Source organism: Campylobacter sp. VBCF_04 NA7 (assembly GCF_027737405.1).
Lineage (GTDB): Bacteria > Campylobacterota > Campylobacteria > Campylobacterales > Campylobacteraceae > Campylobacter_B.
The window spans coordinates 46,342-60,835 of the sequence record NZ_JAOVTT010000007.1 but is presented as its reverse complement, the minus strand read 5'-3'; the positions used below and the strand labels follow the sequence as shown (position 1 = coordinate 60,835).

Below are 14,494 nucleotides of genomic sequence, written 5' to 3'. Positions count from 1 at the left end.
AATTTATACTTATAGAAAACTTACCTATGGGGATATAAATGCTAAACTTGCCACAAATTACTACAAACGAACAAGATGAAAAATTTTTTAAAACCGTGGCAAACAATATCAAACGAATTCGCACGCAAAAAGGGCTTAGTCAGTTAGAAACCGCCCTTGGCATCGGGCATGCAACAAACGCATTTTATGCAAATATGGAAAATTACACCGCCAAAAAACATTTCAATCTACTTCATTTATATAAACTTTCAAAGCTTTTTGAGTGCGATATTTGCGAATTTTTCAGAGATTGTGAGAAAATTTAGACTAAATTTATCGCCCTAGACATAGCGCTTAAAATCAAATTTTTATCAAATTTATTATCATAAAAAAGATTAAACGCTAATGCGCCTTGGTTGATTAGCATTTCGCCTCCGTCTTTTGTGCGAACGCCGTGAGTGCTAGCCAAATCCAAAAACGGCGTAATCTTGCCATAAATTGCGTCAAATGCGAATTTTGCTTCCTTAAAAACAGCGTCTAAAATTTCGGCTGGGGCTGGTAAAAAATCATCTTTTAGTCCTGCGCTCGTGGAATTTACGACCAAATCATAGCTTTGAAATTTGAAATTTTCGTAGGTATAAAAATTCTCGCATTTAAAATTTTCTGGCTCTTTTTCGCTGCGGTTTAAAATGTCAAATTTAACACCATTTTTCGCCAAAATATAGCCAATCGCTCGCGTCGTGCCACCAGCGCCCAAAACAAGCACGCGCTTTAAGCTTCCAAACTCCCTAATCGCCTCGTAAAATCCGGGCGCGTCAGTGTTGTATCCGTGAAATTTGGAGTTTTTTCGCACGAGAGTATTCACCGAGCCGATTTCGCGCGCCGCCTCGCTTAGCTCATCGCTTATCCTGCAAGCTTCCAGCTTAAAAGGCACGGTGATGTTCGCGCCATTTAAACCTAAATTCAGAAATTTTTGTTTCAAATCCGTAGCTGTTTCTAACAAAACCCGCCCATAAAAGGCATCAAGGCCTAGCTCTTTAATCGCCAAATTGTGCATTAAAGGCGATATGGAGTGAGATATCGGATTGCCAAAAACGGCAAATTTGTGCATTATTTCACTCTGTAAATATATGCGCCACTATTAACCGCACGCATGTCGCTAATAGCCTTGTTTAGCTCTTCCCCACTAAATGGACCGACCAAAATTTTAACCACATCTTTGCCATTTACTTGTGTTTTTAAACCCACTGGATTATAGCCTTTGGCTGTGATTTTGCGCACATCTGAGCTATTTGGATCGTAAGAGTTCGAAGCGAAAACTTGGATATAATTTCCAGCCCCCACGCTCGAATTTGCAGTTTTTGCCGCAGTGCCTACTTTGGCAGGTTCTTTTTTAGGCTCAGTTTTTGGAGCCTCTTTTTTAACTTCGGCTTTTTTGACTTCCTCTTTTTTAGGTTCAGGTTTTTTCGCCTCTACCTTTTTAGGCTCATCTTTTTTAACCTCAACCTTTTTCACCTCTGCTTTTTTAGGCTCAGTTTTTGGAGCCTCTTTTTTGACTTCGACTTTTGGAGCTTCTTTTTTGATTTCAACCTTTGGAGCTTGCAACTGCTCTTTTACGGTTTTTACCTCTTCTGGTTTTGGTTCTTCTTTTTTAACCTCGATTCTTTGGACTACGACAGGCTTAGGCTCTTCTTTGACCTCAGGTTTTTTAATCTCTACCTTTGTTTGAGGGGCAGTGTTTTGCACCACTGGCTTTGGCTCATCTTTTACTTCGCTTTTGATTTCAACTTTTGAAATTTGAAGCTCGCTTGGTTTTGGCGCAGGGGTTGGCTCTGCCTTTGGAGCCGGGGTTTGAGGCTGCGCGTTAGAAGTATCACTGCTAACCACATTGATCTCTGGCTCTTTTTTTACCTCTTCTTTTTTAGTAAGTTCTTCTTCGCTAGGCATTGTTAGGGCTGCGTTTGTGTCAATGTCGTTTTTGTTGATAGCTTTCATTATTATAAGAACTATCAAAAACAAAACTATAATTCCAGCCGCAATAGTCAAAAGCTTTTTTAGGCTAGCTGTGCTGTCTCCTGGCGCTCCGTTCATAGTGATATCGCTCATATCAAATTTATCTGTCATAATATCTCCTAAAAATTTATTTACCCTTTTTAAAAAATTTAACAAATCTTTTAAAAAGGGTAATAAGGCGCACGAAGCGCCTTAAAATCAATACATCGCTTTATCGTAAATGATAAATTTATGTGCCAAATCCACAATCTCTTTTTTGACTTTTGCTTGAAGTTCAGTGTTTGTTATGTCGCTAAGCACATCTGCGATTTTATTTGCGATAAACTCAAACTCAGCTTCCTTCATACCGCGAGATGTCAGAGCTGGGCTTCCTACGCGAATACCGCTTGTGATAAACGGACTGCGAATCTCGCCCGGGACCGTGTTTTTATTTACGGTGATTCCTGCATTTCCTAGTGCTATATCAGCGTCTTTTCCGCTAAATTCTCTATTTAAAAAGCTAACCAAAATTAGGTGATTATCTGTGCCACCACTTACTAGATCAAAGCCCCGTTTTACGAGCGTTTCGCCCAAAATTTTTGCATTTGCTTTGACCTGTTTTGCATAAACTTTCCACTCAGGGCTAAGGTTGTGTTTAAAACCAACAGCCTTTCCTGCGATGACATGCATTAGGGGCCCTCCTTGAATGCCCGGGAAAATCGAGCTGTTGATTTTTTTAGCAAATTCTTCATCGTTTGTCATGATAATTCCACCGCGTGGTCCGCGAAGTGTCTTGTGAGTGGTAGAGCTTACTACATGGCAGTGCGGAAACGGATGAGCGTGCTCACCAGCTACAACTAGCCCTGCGATATGCGCAACATCGGCAAAAAGATACGCACCCACACTATCAGCGATTTCTCTAAATTTAGCAAAATCTATCTCTCTTGTGTAGGCACTTGCGCCACAAACTATCATTTTTGGTTTTACGATATTTGCAATGTCTGCTACGCGGTCGTAGTTTATGCGACCATCAAGCTCGACACCGTATTCAAAGCTCTCGTAATATTTTCCGCTACTTGAAACCTTTGCGCCATGCGTTAGGTGTCCGCCATGGCTTAGCGACATACCCAAAATTTTATCACCCGGTTTTAAAAATGCTCCATAAACGCCTTGATTTGCTTGTGAGCCTGAATTTGGCTGAACATTTGCAAATTCGCAACCAAAAAGCTTTTTACATCGCTCAATAGCGATTGTTTCGATTTCATCGACAAATTCGCAGCCGCCATAATATCTTTTGCCGGGATAACCTTCTGCGTATTTGTTTGATAACACTGAGCCCATTACCTGCATAACTTCTGGGTAAGTGAAATTTTCACTTGCAATCATCTCTAAATGGTCGCACTGACGAGCTAGCTCCTTGCTCATCAAATCAAAAATTTCTTTATCAAAATCTGCCAACATTTTTACTCCTTATCTGAATTTAACGGTTTCATAGCTGGAAACAAAATAACATCGCGAATAGATTTTTTATTTAATAAAATCATCACCAATCTATCAATCCCAAGCCCCCAACCAGCGGTAGGTGGCATAGCATAGCTTAGTGCTTTGACATAATCAGCGTCCATTTCGTGCGCCTCGTCATCGCCTGCATTTTTCGCGTCTATTTGCGCCTTAAATCTCTCGAATTGATCAAGCGGATCGTTTAGCTCGTTAAATGCGTTTGCAATCTCCTTGCCAGCGATATATAGCTCAAATCTCTCGGCGATTTTTGGATTTTCGTCGCTCCTTCTAGCAAGCGGGCTAATCTCGATAGGAAAATCCACGATAAAGGTCGGATCTATGAGCTTAGCTTCGACATAATTATCGAAAAGTTCGCTTTGCAAGTGACCCAAATCTAGCTTTTCATTGACTTCGAATTTATCGGCTTTAAGCTTTGCTAAAATTTTGTCTTTATCATTTATAATCTCGGAATCCAATCCGCCTATTTCGACCAGCGCGTCAAGGTATTTTATGCGCGCAAAAGGCTTGGTAAAGTCGATTTCAAGCTCATCGTATTGAAGCTTTTTATCAAGCCCTAGCTTATCCATCACAGCCCAGATTAAATTTTGTGTCAGATCCATAACATCGTTATAATCATGCCATGCCCAGTAAAACTCAATGCTGGTAAATTCAGGATTGTGCGTTAAATCCATGCCCTCGTTGCGGAAATTTCTATTGATTTCAAAAACAGCTTCCATACCGCCTACGATTAGGCGTTTTAGATAAAGTTCAGGTGCGATTCGCAGGTATCTATCCACATCAAGAGCGTTGTGGTGCGTGATAAAAGGCTTCGCGTTTGCGCCACCTGCGATTGGGTGCATCATCGGAGTTTCGACCTCCAAAAATCCATGCGCCTCGAAAAAGTTGCGAATTTCACGGATTATGACAGAGCGTTTGATAAAATCACTTCTAACCTCTGGGTTCATTATCATATCGAGGTAGCGTTGGCGGTATCGCATTTCGATATCCACTAGACCGTGGAATTTCTCAGGTAGTGGAGAAATCGCTTTTGAAGCTAGTTTGATATTTGAAGCATGTATCGAAAACTCGCCAGTTTGCGTGATAAAGGCGTATCCTGTAACGGTGATGATATCGCCTACTTCAAGATTTTTCTTAAATTTAGCGTAATCTTCCTCGCCGATACTGTCGCGCGAATAATAAATTTGAATATTTCCGCTTTCGTCTTCGATATTTGCAAATGTCGATTTTCCCGCAACTCTTTTTAGTTTCAAACGCCCTGCTAAAACGACAATCTCATCTGATTTTTTTTCTTCTTTGTTTGCAATATCAGCGAATTTCTCGCGAAATTCTACGATTTTCATATCTCGTTTTAAAAAATGAGGGTATGGATTTACCCCTAAATTTCGCAATTCGTTTGATTTATCTATTCTTTGGATTTCTAATTGTGAGTCGAACAAATTATTTCCTTTTTGCCGCGCAATCAGCGCAAATTCCGTAAAGCTGCATAATATGGCCAGTTAGGACAAAGCCATTTTCTTTGGCGATTTGGATTTGTTTTTTCTCGATACTAGCGTCGCGGAATTCGACGATTTTATTGCAACTTTTGCAGATTAGGTGATCATGGTGTGGTTTATTTGCAAGTTCGAATTTTTTGCCTTGCGCGCCGAAAGTAATCGATGTCGCCATGCCTGATTCTTCGAGCAAATTTAGCGTGCGATACACTGTGGCGATACCTACATTTAGCTCAGGATTTTTCGCCTTGATCTCGCTGTGCAAAGCCTCTGGCGTAAAGTGCGTATTGCTATTATAAAGCGTTCTTAGCAAAACCTCTCTTTGTTTTGTATATTTTAAGCCATTATCGCTAAGTGCTTTTTTAAATTCAAGCAAAAGCGCGTCAAATTCTAAATTTTCGATTTTAGCGTCCATTACAATCTCCCTTCACTTACATTTAAATCCAAGCTTTGATTGATATCAAAAACCTCGTTTGAAATATTGTTTTGAATTTCTGTCGCATTATCTTCGCTTGGGGTTAAAATTTCACTAGCTTTTTGTTCTAAGTTTTGCAAATTTTCTTTGACTACTGGGTCGTCTTTTAAATCCATAATCCACTTGCCCACGCTTAGTAGCACCGGAGCGACTGCGCTAGTTTCGAAAAATTTCTTTGTCTGCTCGTTTAGCATCATAGGACCTCTTGCAAAGGTTACGATAACAGCAAAAATTAAGAAAATTTTAGCCACGCTAAATGCAAATCCGCCGATTCTATCGACAAATCCTAGCCCACTCCATTTAAAGAGTTTTGAGATAATTTCGCCTAAAATCAGGCAGATGATCCACACGCCAAAAAGCACAGCCAAAAATCCGATTAAAGTCTGAGTAGTATCGCCGGAGAAAATTCCATTTGCATTTTGCAATGCAGGGACTTTGCTAGCTATCCACGCACCTGCCATCTCTTTGTAGCGCACAGCGATCCACAAACCACCAATCAAACCTAAAATTCCAAAAATTTCCTTCATAATGCCATTTGTAAGACCCCTTAATCCAAAAAGGATTATCAGGCCCACTACAATGGCGTCAAACCAATTTATACCTTCCATGATTACGCACCCACAACGCCGATAAGCTCTTGTAAATTTGTAGAGTAGCGCAATGCCGTTTCTTTGGCGATTTGATTTGCTCTAATTGCCTTAACCATAGCCTGTGTTTGCGTAATCATACCAGTGCTTTGTTGGTTAAGTTGCATTTGTGAGTAAATTTGATGAACTTTGTTTTCGCGGATTAGGTTGGCAACCGCGTTGTTGTTAATCAAAATTTCATGCACTGCGATACGACCGCCACCAAGCTTTGGAAGCAAAGATTGCGAAATAACCGCAGTTAGCGAAACCGAAAGCATGTTTCGCACTTGAAGTTGCTCGCCGCCGTCGAAGCTATCAATGATACGGTTGATTGTTTGGATTGCTGAGTTTGTGTGAAGTGTGCCAAAAACCAAGTGTCCTGTCTCAGCCGCAGTAATAGCAATAGAAATCGTCTCCCTATCACGCATCTCACCGACTAGGATAATATCAGGGTCTTCACGAAGTGAGAATTTCAAAGCTTGCGCATAAGAGTGTGTATCTGTGCCGATATTTCTGTGAGAAAATAGAGATTTTTTGTTTTGATGCACAAACTCGACTGGGTCTTCAACCGTGATAATGTGCTTGCGCTCTTTTTCGTTGATTTCATTTAGCATAGCCGCCAAAGTCGTTGATTTACCAGATCCTGTCGGACCAGTGACTAAAATCATACCCTTTTCGCGTTTTACAACCTCTTTAAAAATGCTTGGAGCCTTCAAATCATCAAGGCTAGGGATATCGATAGGAATAATACGAAACGCAGCGGCCAAATCGCCGTTCATAGTGTAATAGTAGTTTCCACGAAAGCGTCCGATATTTGGCAACTCAATCGCGAAGTCAAGCTCTTTATTTTCCTCTAAATCGCTTTTTTGTTGATCTGTAATCATCGCATAGCAAATATACTCGATATCACTTCCACTAAGGCTATCCATAGCCAAAGGACGAAGCGTTCCATCTATTCGGATTTGCGGTGCTGAGCGAGAAACTAGGTGCAAGTCAGAAGCTTTATTAAAAACAACTGTCTTTAATAAGGTTTCTATATCTACTAAATTTTTTCTTGGATCTTCCATACTTTTCCTTTCTAATCAATAATTTTAGGCACTACAAAATAATCACCCTCGCTTGAAGGTGCATGCCCTAGGATAATAGAGCGAACATCGCTAGCGCGTGGCTCATCCTCGCGAAACGGAGTTCCGCCCTTTAAAGTAGTTATGGCTACTTCCTCACCATCTAATTTTAATTCGTTTAAAATTTCGACAAAATCTACTACCTTATTTAACTGACCGATAAACTCATTTCGTTTTTCATCAGGGATTTTTAAAGCAGCTAATTTTTCGAGCCTTGATAATAAAATTTCATCTATTATCATAAATTTTCCTTTTCTGATAAATGCGACATTATATCATAAAAATTCTTGTCTTTGGGCATATTTAAATTTTTTTATGCTACAATTACCGCCAAATTTAATCACAAAAGGATACTACTTTGGCTTTAAAAGACGACATCGAAGGCGTTAAAAAAGAAATAGGCACAGAAGAGCAGTTTTTAGAAGGCGTTATCAAAAGCGAAATTTTCATTAAAAAATACAAAAAACCTTTAATCTTTTTCGCTACCCTTATAATGGTGATTTTCGTAGGATACTGGGCGAACGAATTTATCCAAAATTCTCGCATAAACAGCGCGAACGAACTATACTCAGAGCTTTTAGAGGCGCGAGATGACGCAAAACTGGCCAAGCTAAAAGACAAAGATTTCAATCTATACGCGTTATATATGCTAAATCACGGCACAGCCGATGATTTGACAGCTCTTGGAAGCGATAGCAAGGTCGATTACTTGCTAAAAGAGATTATCAGCGTGCAAAACGGCAAGCAAAGCCCGCTTTTGCTTAACGATTACGACGCTATCGTGAAGGGATACGAGCTTTTGAAAACAGGTCAAATCGAGGCCGCAAACGCCGAATTTGACAAAATCGCCATAGATTCGCCAGTGCGAAATTTAGCGTTAAATTTAAAACATTACAAAGGAAATAAATAATGAAAAAATCAATCATATTTACACTTCTGCTTTCGTTTTTATTTTTCGGTTGTTCGACCAAACGCCAGTATTTCGACCCGGGCGATGACAATATCACAGGGGAAATGGCCTTTAATGGCTCGCTTCCAGCAGAAATTATCTATGCTGCCAAAGAGGGCGCCACGCTATCAAACGGCGCAGTTATCACCAAATCAGGCGTAAATGAAAATATCAAACTTAACAAAAACGAGCGATTTTTAGGCGAGTATAATGGAAATTTCATCGCCACAGACACAAACGGCACGACTAGGGTTTTGGGTAGCGATGGCAGTGTGAAATTTGAGCGAGATCTCAAACGCTATGCCCTAAGTGGCGCGATTGACGGCGATGATTTAGCACTTGTGATGAGCGATAATAGCGTAATGCTCTTTCGCCTAAGCTCGGGCGCTATGGTGCTAGATGATAAAATCGGCGACGCATTTGCCATAGATTCACGCACAGCCGCTCCACTTTTTATCAATCAATTAGTAGCCTACCCAGCACTTGATGGCTTAGTAAATATCGTAGAGCGCACAGGTGGTCGCTCTGTGAGGGATTTCGTCGTATCAAATCAACCATTTTTTAACAACATAACCACGCTTCAAGCCCGTGGCGACGACCTTTATGCAGGCACAGGCACAAGGCTAGTTCTCATCAGCCCAAATGGCAACAAAACCTACAATCGCGACATTAGAAATGTCCTATTTGACGGCGATAGAATCTATCTTTTGCTAAAAGACGGCACGGTCGAGCTTTTGGATAAAAACCTAAATTTAATAAAATCTCGCAAATTTACCTTCGCTCAGCTATTAGAGGGTGTATTTAGCGGGGAATACCTTTATATCGTAGAGCGCACAGGTTTTGTTATCCGCACGGATAAAAATCTGCAAAGCGAGGCGATTTTTGAGCTAAATGATGAGATTGACTCTCGCGCATTTAGCGCAAATTCGTCATTTTACTACGATGATAAAGTGCTAAATTTTGCTAAGTAAAATTTCCAATCTCATGGTTAGCCATGAAATTTTGCTTAAAAATTTCAAGACCATAGATTTGAAAATTTTCACTCGCTCCCGCGCATACAGCGCATATTTTGGCGTGGATTTATCTGGGTTTAATACCCTGATTTTCATGCGCGAGGCATCATCTCGCTTCATTATGCGAGATAGCGAATTTTTATTAAATTTAACCGAACAAATTTGCGCAAATTTAGGCAAAACTATCAAAAAACGAGTTTTGTTCCACAACAGCCAAATTTGCTCAAAAAGTAAAAAATTTTTAGAAGAAAACGGATTTAAAACCTATGCTTTTATGTGATATCGGCAACACACATGCCAAATTTTATGATAACGGCACAACCTTTGCTATGGGTATCGATGAGTTTTTGAACTACGAACCAATCGAGAGAGTGTATTGTATAAATGTAAATGCCAGAGTGCAACGCAAGCTAAACAATCCCCTATTTATCGACATTACGCACCATTTCCACATAAACACCACCTACCAAGGGCTAGGAATAGATAGAATAGTCGCATGCAGTATGGTCGAAACTGGCGTCATCGTCGATGCAGGCAGCGCTATCACGGTCGATGTCATGGAAGAAGGCACCCACCTTGGCGGATTTATCCTGCCTGGAATCCACGCTATGCTTCGCACTTATGGCGAAATTTCATCTGTTTTAGATGTCAATCTCTCGACGAAAATTTCCCTAGACTCGCTTCCGCAAAAAACAAGCGACGCCGTGAATTACGGCATTTTCAAACCAACAATCCTAGCCATAGCCGACATTGCTGGCGATAAACGCATACACTTTACCGGCGGGGACGGAGCGTTTTTAATGCGACATTTCAAAAACGGCGTTTATGATAGGGATTTGATTTTCCGCGCTATGAAAAATTTAATCTCACAAAAAGGACTTTTATGATTACGATTGCGCTACCAAAGGGTCGCATTGCCGATGATACACTCAAAATTTTCAAAAGCATTTTTGGGCTAGAATTTGCCTTTGAAGACCGCAAATTAATCATGCAAGAGGGTGATTTTAAATTTCTTTATGTCCGCAACCAAGACATTCCCACCTATGTCGTCGGAGGCGCAGCAGATATCGGCGTAGTGGGGCTAGATGTGCTCGAAGAGCACAAACCAGATGTTTTGCGCCTGCTAGATCTCAAAATCGGCAAATGCAGAGTCTGCGTGGGCGTGCCAAACGAAACCGAGCTTGATTACAACACCCCTGGTATCAAAATCGCAACCAAAATGCCAAATATCACGCGCGAATACTTCGCCACCAAAGCCGTCGCCACTCAGGTCATCAAACTATACGGCTCGATCGAGCTAGCTCCGATTATAGGGCTATCGGACGCTATCGTCGATGTGGTCGAAACAGGCGCTACGATGAAGCAAAACGGCCTTAAAGTCGCCGAGGTCATCATGCACAGCTCAGCGCACCTCATCGCCAACAAAAATAGCTTTGTCATCAAACGAGATGAAATTTTAGATTTGCGCGACAAACTCCAAAGTGCTATCGCCTAAAATTTTAATCTGTCATTGCGAGAATTTTGCGTAGCAAAATTCGTGGCAATCTACGACTTTAAAATTCACAAACGCTCTAATCCGTGTCATTGCGAGACGGCAACGCCGTCGAAGCAATCCAGCACAGCAAGCCGTAACGAAAAATAAAACCAGCTAAATTTTAAAAAATCGTTCAATGCTAAATTTGGGTTGAATTTTGAATTTAAATTTCCCTGGATTGCTTCGAAAACTTCGTTTTCTCGCAATGACAGCAAATTTGCAAAATTTAAATTTTTTACTCATAGATTGCTTCGGCGCTGTAAAACAGCTTCTCGCAATGACAAAATAGGCAAAATTTGCAATTTTTCCCAAAAAATTTTAAAATTAAAAACTAAAAATTTAAAAAAGGAAAAAAATGAAAAACCTAATCCTACCCTGCCTAATCGCGCTAAGCTTCACAGGTTGCGCCTTTTTCGCGCCACGCACCACGCCACTTTGCCCAGACACCACCGCCAGCAAAATGCAGATTTCTAGCTACACAAGACAGAGCAAAGTCGCATATACATATAAATTTATAAATGGTAGCAAGCAATGCAGTGCCAAATCAAATAAATACTTCGCCAACCCAGGCGATGTCGCACTCATCAGCGTTACAAATGGCAGTGTTTCTAGCGCGCAAATACTCTCTCGCAAAATCACCCCGGGCAAAAAAGAGAGCTACACACCGACCAAAATCATCAAAAAACAGCTCCACAAAAACGAAAATATCAAAGCCCCAACCGAGGAAAAAATCAGTTTTTGATAACTTACGCCCGAATTTCGCCCTTTAAATTTAACGAAAAATTAACAAAAAGGGCAAATTTCGCGCCAAAAATTATAAATTTCGCATAAATTTTACGAATTTTATCAGCCAAATTTAGCTTAACTGCAAATTTTTCACTATTAAAAATAATTCTCATTTGTTGCCATATATTTACTCAAATTTAGCTACAATCACCCTATCGAAATCAAACTCCTTTCAATATTTGCGAGGCGCAAGAGCGTCTCGCTTTTTTTTATGCAAAATTCAGCGATTTTGGTTAATACTCGGTAACAAAATGGTTATATTTCAGTAAAATTAAGATTGTTTTAAGCAAATAATTTAGTATTTTGTGCTACTATTACGACCATAACTTTTACAAGGAGTTCAAATGAAATTATTCAAACTTAGTTTAGCAGCTGCATTAGCAGCAGGTGCATTTGCTACATCAGCAAGTGCTGTTGCATTAGAAGATGCAATCAAAGATGTAGATGTAAGCGGTTTCGCTTGGATGCGTATTGATTCTACAAAAACAGATGATGGTCTAAAAACAGAAAACGATCACAGATGGAGATTCAAAAGCGTTGTTAATACAAATGTAAAAATCGATGACAACTTCTTCTTCGTAGCTGGTATTCGCTATGCTCACGACAATGACTGGGCAGAGGGCAGAACAGCTGATGCGGTTACAACAAAATTTGATTTATACCAAGGATACCTAGGATATAAAATCGGTGGCACTACATTCCAACTAGGTCGCCAAAAACTAGGCACATTCTTCACAGATGATATGTTTGGTGATGGTTTGAAAGTCGTTAATCAAGATATCGAGGGCTTAACTCTTGCAGCTCTATATATGGATACATTAGAGAGCGATGGCGATATCGATTTAAATGCGGCAGCAGCAACTCTTGCAGCAGATGGCAAAAGACTAGATCAACACGACCTATGGGGCGTAGCTGCTATCGGTTCTTATGATCCAGTATCTTTCCAACTATGGTATGCTGGCTTAGAGGATGTTGTTGATTTATTCGCAGTTGAAGCTGGTCTAAGCTTCGATGTTACAGAAGATATCAACCTAGGCTTAACAGCTCAATACGCTTACTCAAATTTCAGTGATGAATATGTTGCAATCGGTGCAGATGATGCTGATTTCTTTGGCGTAGAAGCTAGCACAAGCCTATTTGGATTTGATTTAACAGCTGGTTATGTTCAATACGATACAGATTCACAAGTTCATTCAAGAGTATCATTTGAAGACCAAGGCTCTTTCATCAGCCCAGGTGAAGACCTACTTAATTACAGAGATTTCAGAGGCGACAACCACGCTTGGTTCATCACAGCTGCTTATGCTATCGCAGACACTGGTCTAACAATCGGCGATGACTTCGTTAGCGGTGAATTCAACGATGAAGACGCTTGGGAAAATGTTGTTAGAGTTAATTACAAATACAACAAAAAACTTAGCTTCACAACTTTCTGGTCACATGTTAAATATGACGGCAAAGCTGGCGTAAAAGATAGCGAAGAAGATCACATCAGATTCCAAGCTAGATACGCTTTCTAATCATTTACTCTGATTAGTTATAATCCTAGGGCGAGGGCAAAACCTCGCCCTTTTTAAATTCTATCGACAAGGTATCAAATGAAGACTTTAAAACTTTCGTTTTTAGCATGTTTTTGCGCGGGTGCGCTTTTGGGGGCTAATGAGCCAGAAGAAAGCTATGTGTTTGAGGCAAAAGGCGAGTTCGCAAAAGAGCTAAAATCACTCATCGAAAAGCATTCCAAAGACGAAAATATCACAGTCAATGTCTATAAAAACGACGGCTCAAAAGGTGGCGTGCTAAATACTATTAAGCATAGCCCTGCCGCTGCCAAAGAAGAGGGAGCTAAGATTTTCGCTGCTAAATGCGCCTCATGCCACGGCTCAAAAGGCGAAAAGCGCGCTCACGGCGTCTCTAAAAAAATCAAAAATCTATCCGCAGGCGAGATTGCTATGGCTGTGAGCAACTACGGCACAGACCATGAATTTGGCGGTAAAAAAGCGTATTTGATGAACCCTATCGCACTATCTACAACCTCGACAGAGATAGGCTATATCATCGCATTTTTGAAGGGCGACACTTCATTTTTGCCTGGCGGTTCAGGCTCTGCGCGTGGTGGCAATACAGATATTTCGACCACTCCAAGCGAGCAAGGCTCATATCTAAAATAAAGGACAAAAATGAAAGTAGCCGTTATTTTAGCCAATGGCTTCGAGGAAATCGAAGCAATAAGTGTGGTTGATTTACTAAGACGCGCCGGGATCGACGCTAAATTTCTCGGTTTAGAGAAAAAATGCGTTACAGGCTCTCACGGCGTGGAAATCATCGCCGATGATTTGCTCGTAAATTTAGACATTAACGAATACGAAATGATAGTCTTGCCGGGCGGTTTGCCGGGTGCCGAGCATTTGGCAAAAAGCGAAAAACTAGGCGAAATTTTACGCAAATTCGACAAAGCCGGCAAAAAAATCGGCGCAATCTGCGCTGCACCTTGGGCTCTTGGCACAGCCGGTGTTTTAAAGGATAGCTACACATGCTACCCGGGCTTCGAGGGCACGGTCGCGCACGCCGGCTACACCGCTAGCGCAAATGTCATAATAGATAAAAATATCATTACCTCTCGTGGTCCAGCCACTGCAATGGAGTTCGCACTCACAATCGTGCGCGAACTAAAAGGCGAACAGGCTTTTAGCGCACTAAAATCCGAGCTACTTTTTAACTAAAACAAATATTTTCACTAACTCTCAATGACAAATTAGGCAAAATTTACGCTTGATTTGTCATTGCGAGAATTTTGCGTTAGCAAAATTCGTGGCAATCTACAACTTTAAATTTAGAGCATGCGAATTCCGTGTCATTGCGAGGCGACGCAGTCGCCGTGGCAATCCAGTAAAATTCCCTAATCCTAAATCTGTCATTGCGAGAATTTTGCGTAGCAAAATTCGTGGCAATCTACGAATATGAAAATTAAGCTCAGTGTTTTTGCAGAATTTATAAAATTTTGCCTA

The 14,494-nt window shown here is 40.7% G+C and carries 19 protein-coding genes; 10 read left to right on the top strand and 9 right to left on the bottom strand.

The annotated features are described in order from the left end of the window. Positions 1 to 38: 38 nt before the first annotated feature. Positions 39 to 305, top strand: coding sequence for a helix-turn-helix transcriptional regulator (locus tag OFO00_RS06665; RefSeq protein WP_270865394.1), 267 nt, complete (start codon positions 39 to 41; stop codon positions 303 to 305). On the opposite strand, the gene OFO00_RS06660 is transcribed toward OFO00_RS06665, so the two are convergent. From OFO00_RS06660 to gatC, 8 genes are all read right to left on the bottom strand, one after another. Further along, positions 302 to 1,090, bottom strand: coding sequence for a shikimate dehydrogenase (locus OFO00_RS06660; RefSeq protein WP_270865393.1), 789 nt, complete (start codon positions 1,088 to 1,090; stop codon positions 302 to 304). The two genes, OFO00_RS06665 and OFO00_RS06660, sit on opposite strands and share 4 nt — an antisense overlap. Then, a complete protein-coding gene (locus OFO00_RS06655; protein ID WP_270865392.1) occupies positions 1,090 to 2,103 on the bottom strand; it encodes an SPOR domain-containing protein in 1,014 nt (337 codons plus the stop codon). The genes OFO00_RS06660 and OFO00_RS06655 overlap by 1 nt, the downstream gene beginning before the upstream one ends. An 87-nt stretch (positions 2,104 to 2,190) precedes the next feature. Then, a complete protein-coding gene (locus OFO00_RS06650) occupies positions 2,191 to 3,432 on the bottom strand; it encodes a serine hydroxymethyltransferase (RefSeq protein WP_270859738.1) in 1,242 nt (413 codons plus the stop codon). A gap of 2 nt (positions 3,433 to 3,434) precedes the next feature. Beyond that, positions 3,435 to 4,928 carry a lysine--tRNA ligase gene (gene lysS / locus OFO00_RS06645; protein ID WP_270865391.1) on the bottom strand — a complete coding sequence of 498 codons (1,494 nt, stop codon included), beginning with the start codon at positions 4,926 to 4,928 and terminating at the stop codon, positions 3,435 to 3,437. A gap of 1 nt (position 4,929) precedes the next feature. Continuing rightward, positions 4,930 to 5,397, bottom strand: a complete 468-nt coding sequence (locus OFO00_RS06640; protein WP_270865390.1) for a Fur family transcriptional regulator — start codon at positions 5,395 to 5,397, stop codon at positions 4,930 to 4,932. Then, positions 5,397 to 6,065, bottom strand: a complete 669-nt coding sequence (locus OFO00_RS06635) for a CvpA family protein (protein ID WP_270865389.1) — start codon at positions 6,063 to 6,065, stop codon at positions 5,397 to 5,399. Before OFO00_RS06635 ends, OFO00_RS06640 begins: the two co-directional genes overlap by 1 nt. Before the next feature lie 2 nt (positions 6,066 to 6,067). Next, positions 6,068 to 7,150 carry a type IV pilus twitching motility protein PilT gene (locus OFO00_RS06630; protein WP_270859742.1) on the bottom strand — a complete coding sequence of 361 codons (1,083 nt, stop codon included), beginning with the start codon at positions 7,148 to 7,150 and terminating at the stop codon, positions 6,068 to 6,070. 11 nt (positions 7,151 to 7,161) lie between these two features. Then, a complete protein-coding gene (gatC, locus tag OFO00_RS06625; RefSeq protein ID WP_270859743.1) occupies positions 7,162 to 7,449 on the bottom strand; it encodes an Asp-tRNA(Asn)/Glu-tRNA(Gln) amidotransferase subunit GatC in 288 nt (95 codons plus the stop codon). Between the two features lie 116 nt (positions 7,450 to 7,565). On the opposite strand from gatC, the gene OFO00_RS06620 reads away from it, so the two are divergent. The 6 genes from OFO00_RS06620 (at position 7,566) to OFO00_RS06595 (ending at position 11,445) form a co-directional block, all read left to right on the top strand. After that, positions 7,566 to 8,117 carry a hypothetical protein gene (locus OFO00_RS06620; protein ID WP_270865388.1) on the top strand — a complete coding sequence of 184 codons (552 nt, stop codon included), beginning with the start codon at positions 7,566 to 7,568 and terminating at the stop codon, positions 8,115 to 8,117. Continuing rightward, positions 8,117 to 9,127, top strand: a complete 1,011-nt coding sequence (locus OFO00_RS06615; RefSeq protein WP_270865387.1) for an L-seryl-tRNA selenium transferase — start codon at positions 8,117 to 8,119, stop codon at positions 9,125 to 9,127. The genes OFO00_RS06620 and OFO00_RS06615 overlap by 1 nt, the downstream gene beginning before the upstream one ends. Beyond that, entirely contained in the window at positions 9,117 to 9,449 is a 333-nt protein-coding gene (locus OFO00_RS06610) for a hypothetical protein (protein WP_270862751.1), read from the top strand. The genes OFO00_RS06615 and OFO00_RS06610 overlap by 11 nt, the downstream gene beginning before the upstream one ends. Next, positions 9,436 to 10,056 (top strand): type III pantothenate kinase, encoded by a 621-nt coding sequence (locus tag OFO00_RS06605; protein ID WP_270865386.1) that lies wholly within the window; start codon positions 9,436 to 9,438, stop codon positions 10,054 to 10,056. The genes OFO00_RS06610 and OFO00_RS06605 overlap by 14 nt, the downstream gene beginning before the upstream one ends. Next, positions 10,053 to 10,664 (top strand): ATP phosphoribosyltransferase, encoded by a 612-nt coding sequence (gene hisG / locus OFO00_RS06600; protein ID WP_270865385.1) that lies wholly within the window; start codon positions 10,053 to 10,055, stop codon positions 10,662 to 10,664. Before OFO00_RS06605 ends, hisG begins: the two co-directional genes overlap by 4 nt. A gap of 394 nt (positions 10,665 to 11,058) precedes the next feature. After that, positions 11,059 to 11,445 carry a hypothetical protein gene (locus tag OFO00_RS06595; RefSeq protein WP_270865384.1) on the top strand — a complete coding sequence of 129 codons (387 nt, stop codon included), beginning with the start codon at positions 11,059 to 11,061 and terminating at the stop codon, positions 11,443 to 11,445. A 4-nt stretch (positions 11,446 to 11,449) separates the two neighbouring features. Here the strand turns inward: OFO00_RS06595 and OFO00_RS06590 are convergent, their stop codons facing one another. Beyond that, positions 11,450 to 11,602, bottom strand: a complete 153-nt coding sequence (locus tag OFO00_RS06590; RefSeq protein WP_270865383.1) for a hypothetical protein — start codon at positions 11,600 to 11,602, stop codon at positions 11,450 to 11,452. Positions 11,603 to 11,833: 231 nt separating this feature from the next. On the opposite strand from OFO00_RS06590, the gene OFO00_RS06585 reads away from it, so the two are divergent. From OFO00_RS06585 to OFO00_RS06575, 3 genes are all read left to right on the top strand, one after another. Next, on the top strand, positions 11,834 to 13,009 hold the full coding sequence (locus tag OFO00_RS06585) for an OprD family outer membrane porin (RefSeq protein WP_270865382.1): 1,176 nt from the start codon (positions 11,834 to 11,836) through the stop codon (positions 13,007 to 13,009). Between the two features lie 78 nt (positions 13,010 to 13,087). Further along, positions 13,088 to 13,657: a cytochrome c gene (locus OFO00_RS06580; RefSeq protein ID WP_270865381.1), complete on the top strand. Its 570-nt coding sequence runs from the start codon at positions 13,088 to 13,090 to the stop codon at positions 13,655 to 13,657. A gap of 9 nt (positions 13,658 to 13,666) precedes the next feature. Further along, positions 13,667 to 14,209, top strand: coding sequence for a DJ-1 family glyoxalase III (locus tag OFO00_RS06575; protein ID WP_270865380.1), 543 nt, complete (start codon positions 13,667 to 13,669; stop codon positions 14,207 to 14,209). Positions 14,210 to 14,494 lie beyond the last annotated feature (285 nt).

Bases quoted from the DNA above. Each gene is read 5' to 3' on its own strand.
- OFO00_RS06665 (WP_270865394.1), top strand. From the start codon at position 39: ATGCTAAACTTGCCACAAATTACTACAAACGAACAAGATGAAAAATTT.
- OFO00_RS06660 (WP_270865393.1), bottom strand. From the start codon at position 1,090: ATGCACAAATTTGCCGTTTTTGGCAATCCGATATCTCACTCCATATCG.
- OFO00_RS06655 (WP_270865392.1), bottom strand. From the start codon at position 2,103: ATGACAGATAAATTTGATATGAGCGATATCACTATGAACGGAGCGCCA.
- OFO00_RS06650 (WP_270859738.1), bottom strand. From the start codon at position 3,432: ATGTTGGCAGATTTTGATAAAGAAATTTTTGATTTGATGAGCAAGGAG.
- OFO00_RS06640 (WP_270865390.1), bottom strand. From the start codon at position 5,397: ATGGACGCTAAAATCGAAAATTTAGAATTTGACGCGCTTTTGCTTGAA.
- OFO00_RS06635 (WP_270865389.1), bottom strand. From the start codon at position 6,065: ATGGAAGGTATAAATTGGTTTGACGCCATTGTAGTGGGCCTGATAATC.
- OFO00_RS06630 (WP_270859742.1), bottom strand. From the start codon at position 7,150: ATGGAAGATCCAAGAAAAAATTTAGTAGATATAGAAACCTTATTAAAG.
- gatC (WP_270859743.1), bottom strand. From the start codon at position 7,449: ATGATAATAGATGAAATTTTATTATCAAGGCTCGAAAAATTAGCTGCT.
- OFO00_RS06615 (WP_270865387.1), top strand. From the start codon at position 8,117: ATGAAAAAATCAATCATATTTACACTTCTGCTTTCGTTTTTATTTTTC.
- OFO00_RS06605 (WP_270865386.1), top strand. From the start codon at position 9,436: ATGCTTTTATGTGATATCGGCAACACACATGCCAAATTTTATGATAAC.
- hisG (WP_270865385.1), top strand. From the start codon at position 10,053: ATGATTACGATTGCGCTACCAAAGGGTCGCATTGCCGATGATACACTC.
- OFO00_RS06595 (WP_270865384.1), top strand. From the start codon at position 11,059: ATGAAAAACCTAATCCTACCCTGCCTAATCGCGCTAAGCTTCACAGGT.
- OFO00_RS06590 (WP_270865383.1), bottom strand. From the start codon at position 11,602: ATGAGAATTATTTTTAATAGTGAAAAATTTGCAGTTAAGCTAAATTTG.
- OFO00_RS06585 (WP_270865382.1), top strand. From the start codon at position 11,834: ATGAAATTATTCAAACTTAGTTTAGCAGCTGCATTAGCAGCAGGTGCA.
- OFO00_RS06580 (WP_270865381.1), top strand. From the start codon at position 13,088: ATGAAGACTTTAAAACTTTCGTTTTTAGCATGTTTTTGCGCGGGTGCG.
- OFO00_RS06575 (WP_270865380.1), top strand. From the start codon at position 13,667: ATGAAAGTAGCCGTTATTTTAGCCAATGGCTTCGAGGAAATCGAAGCA.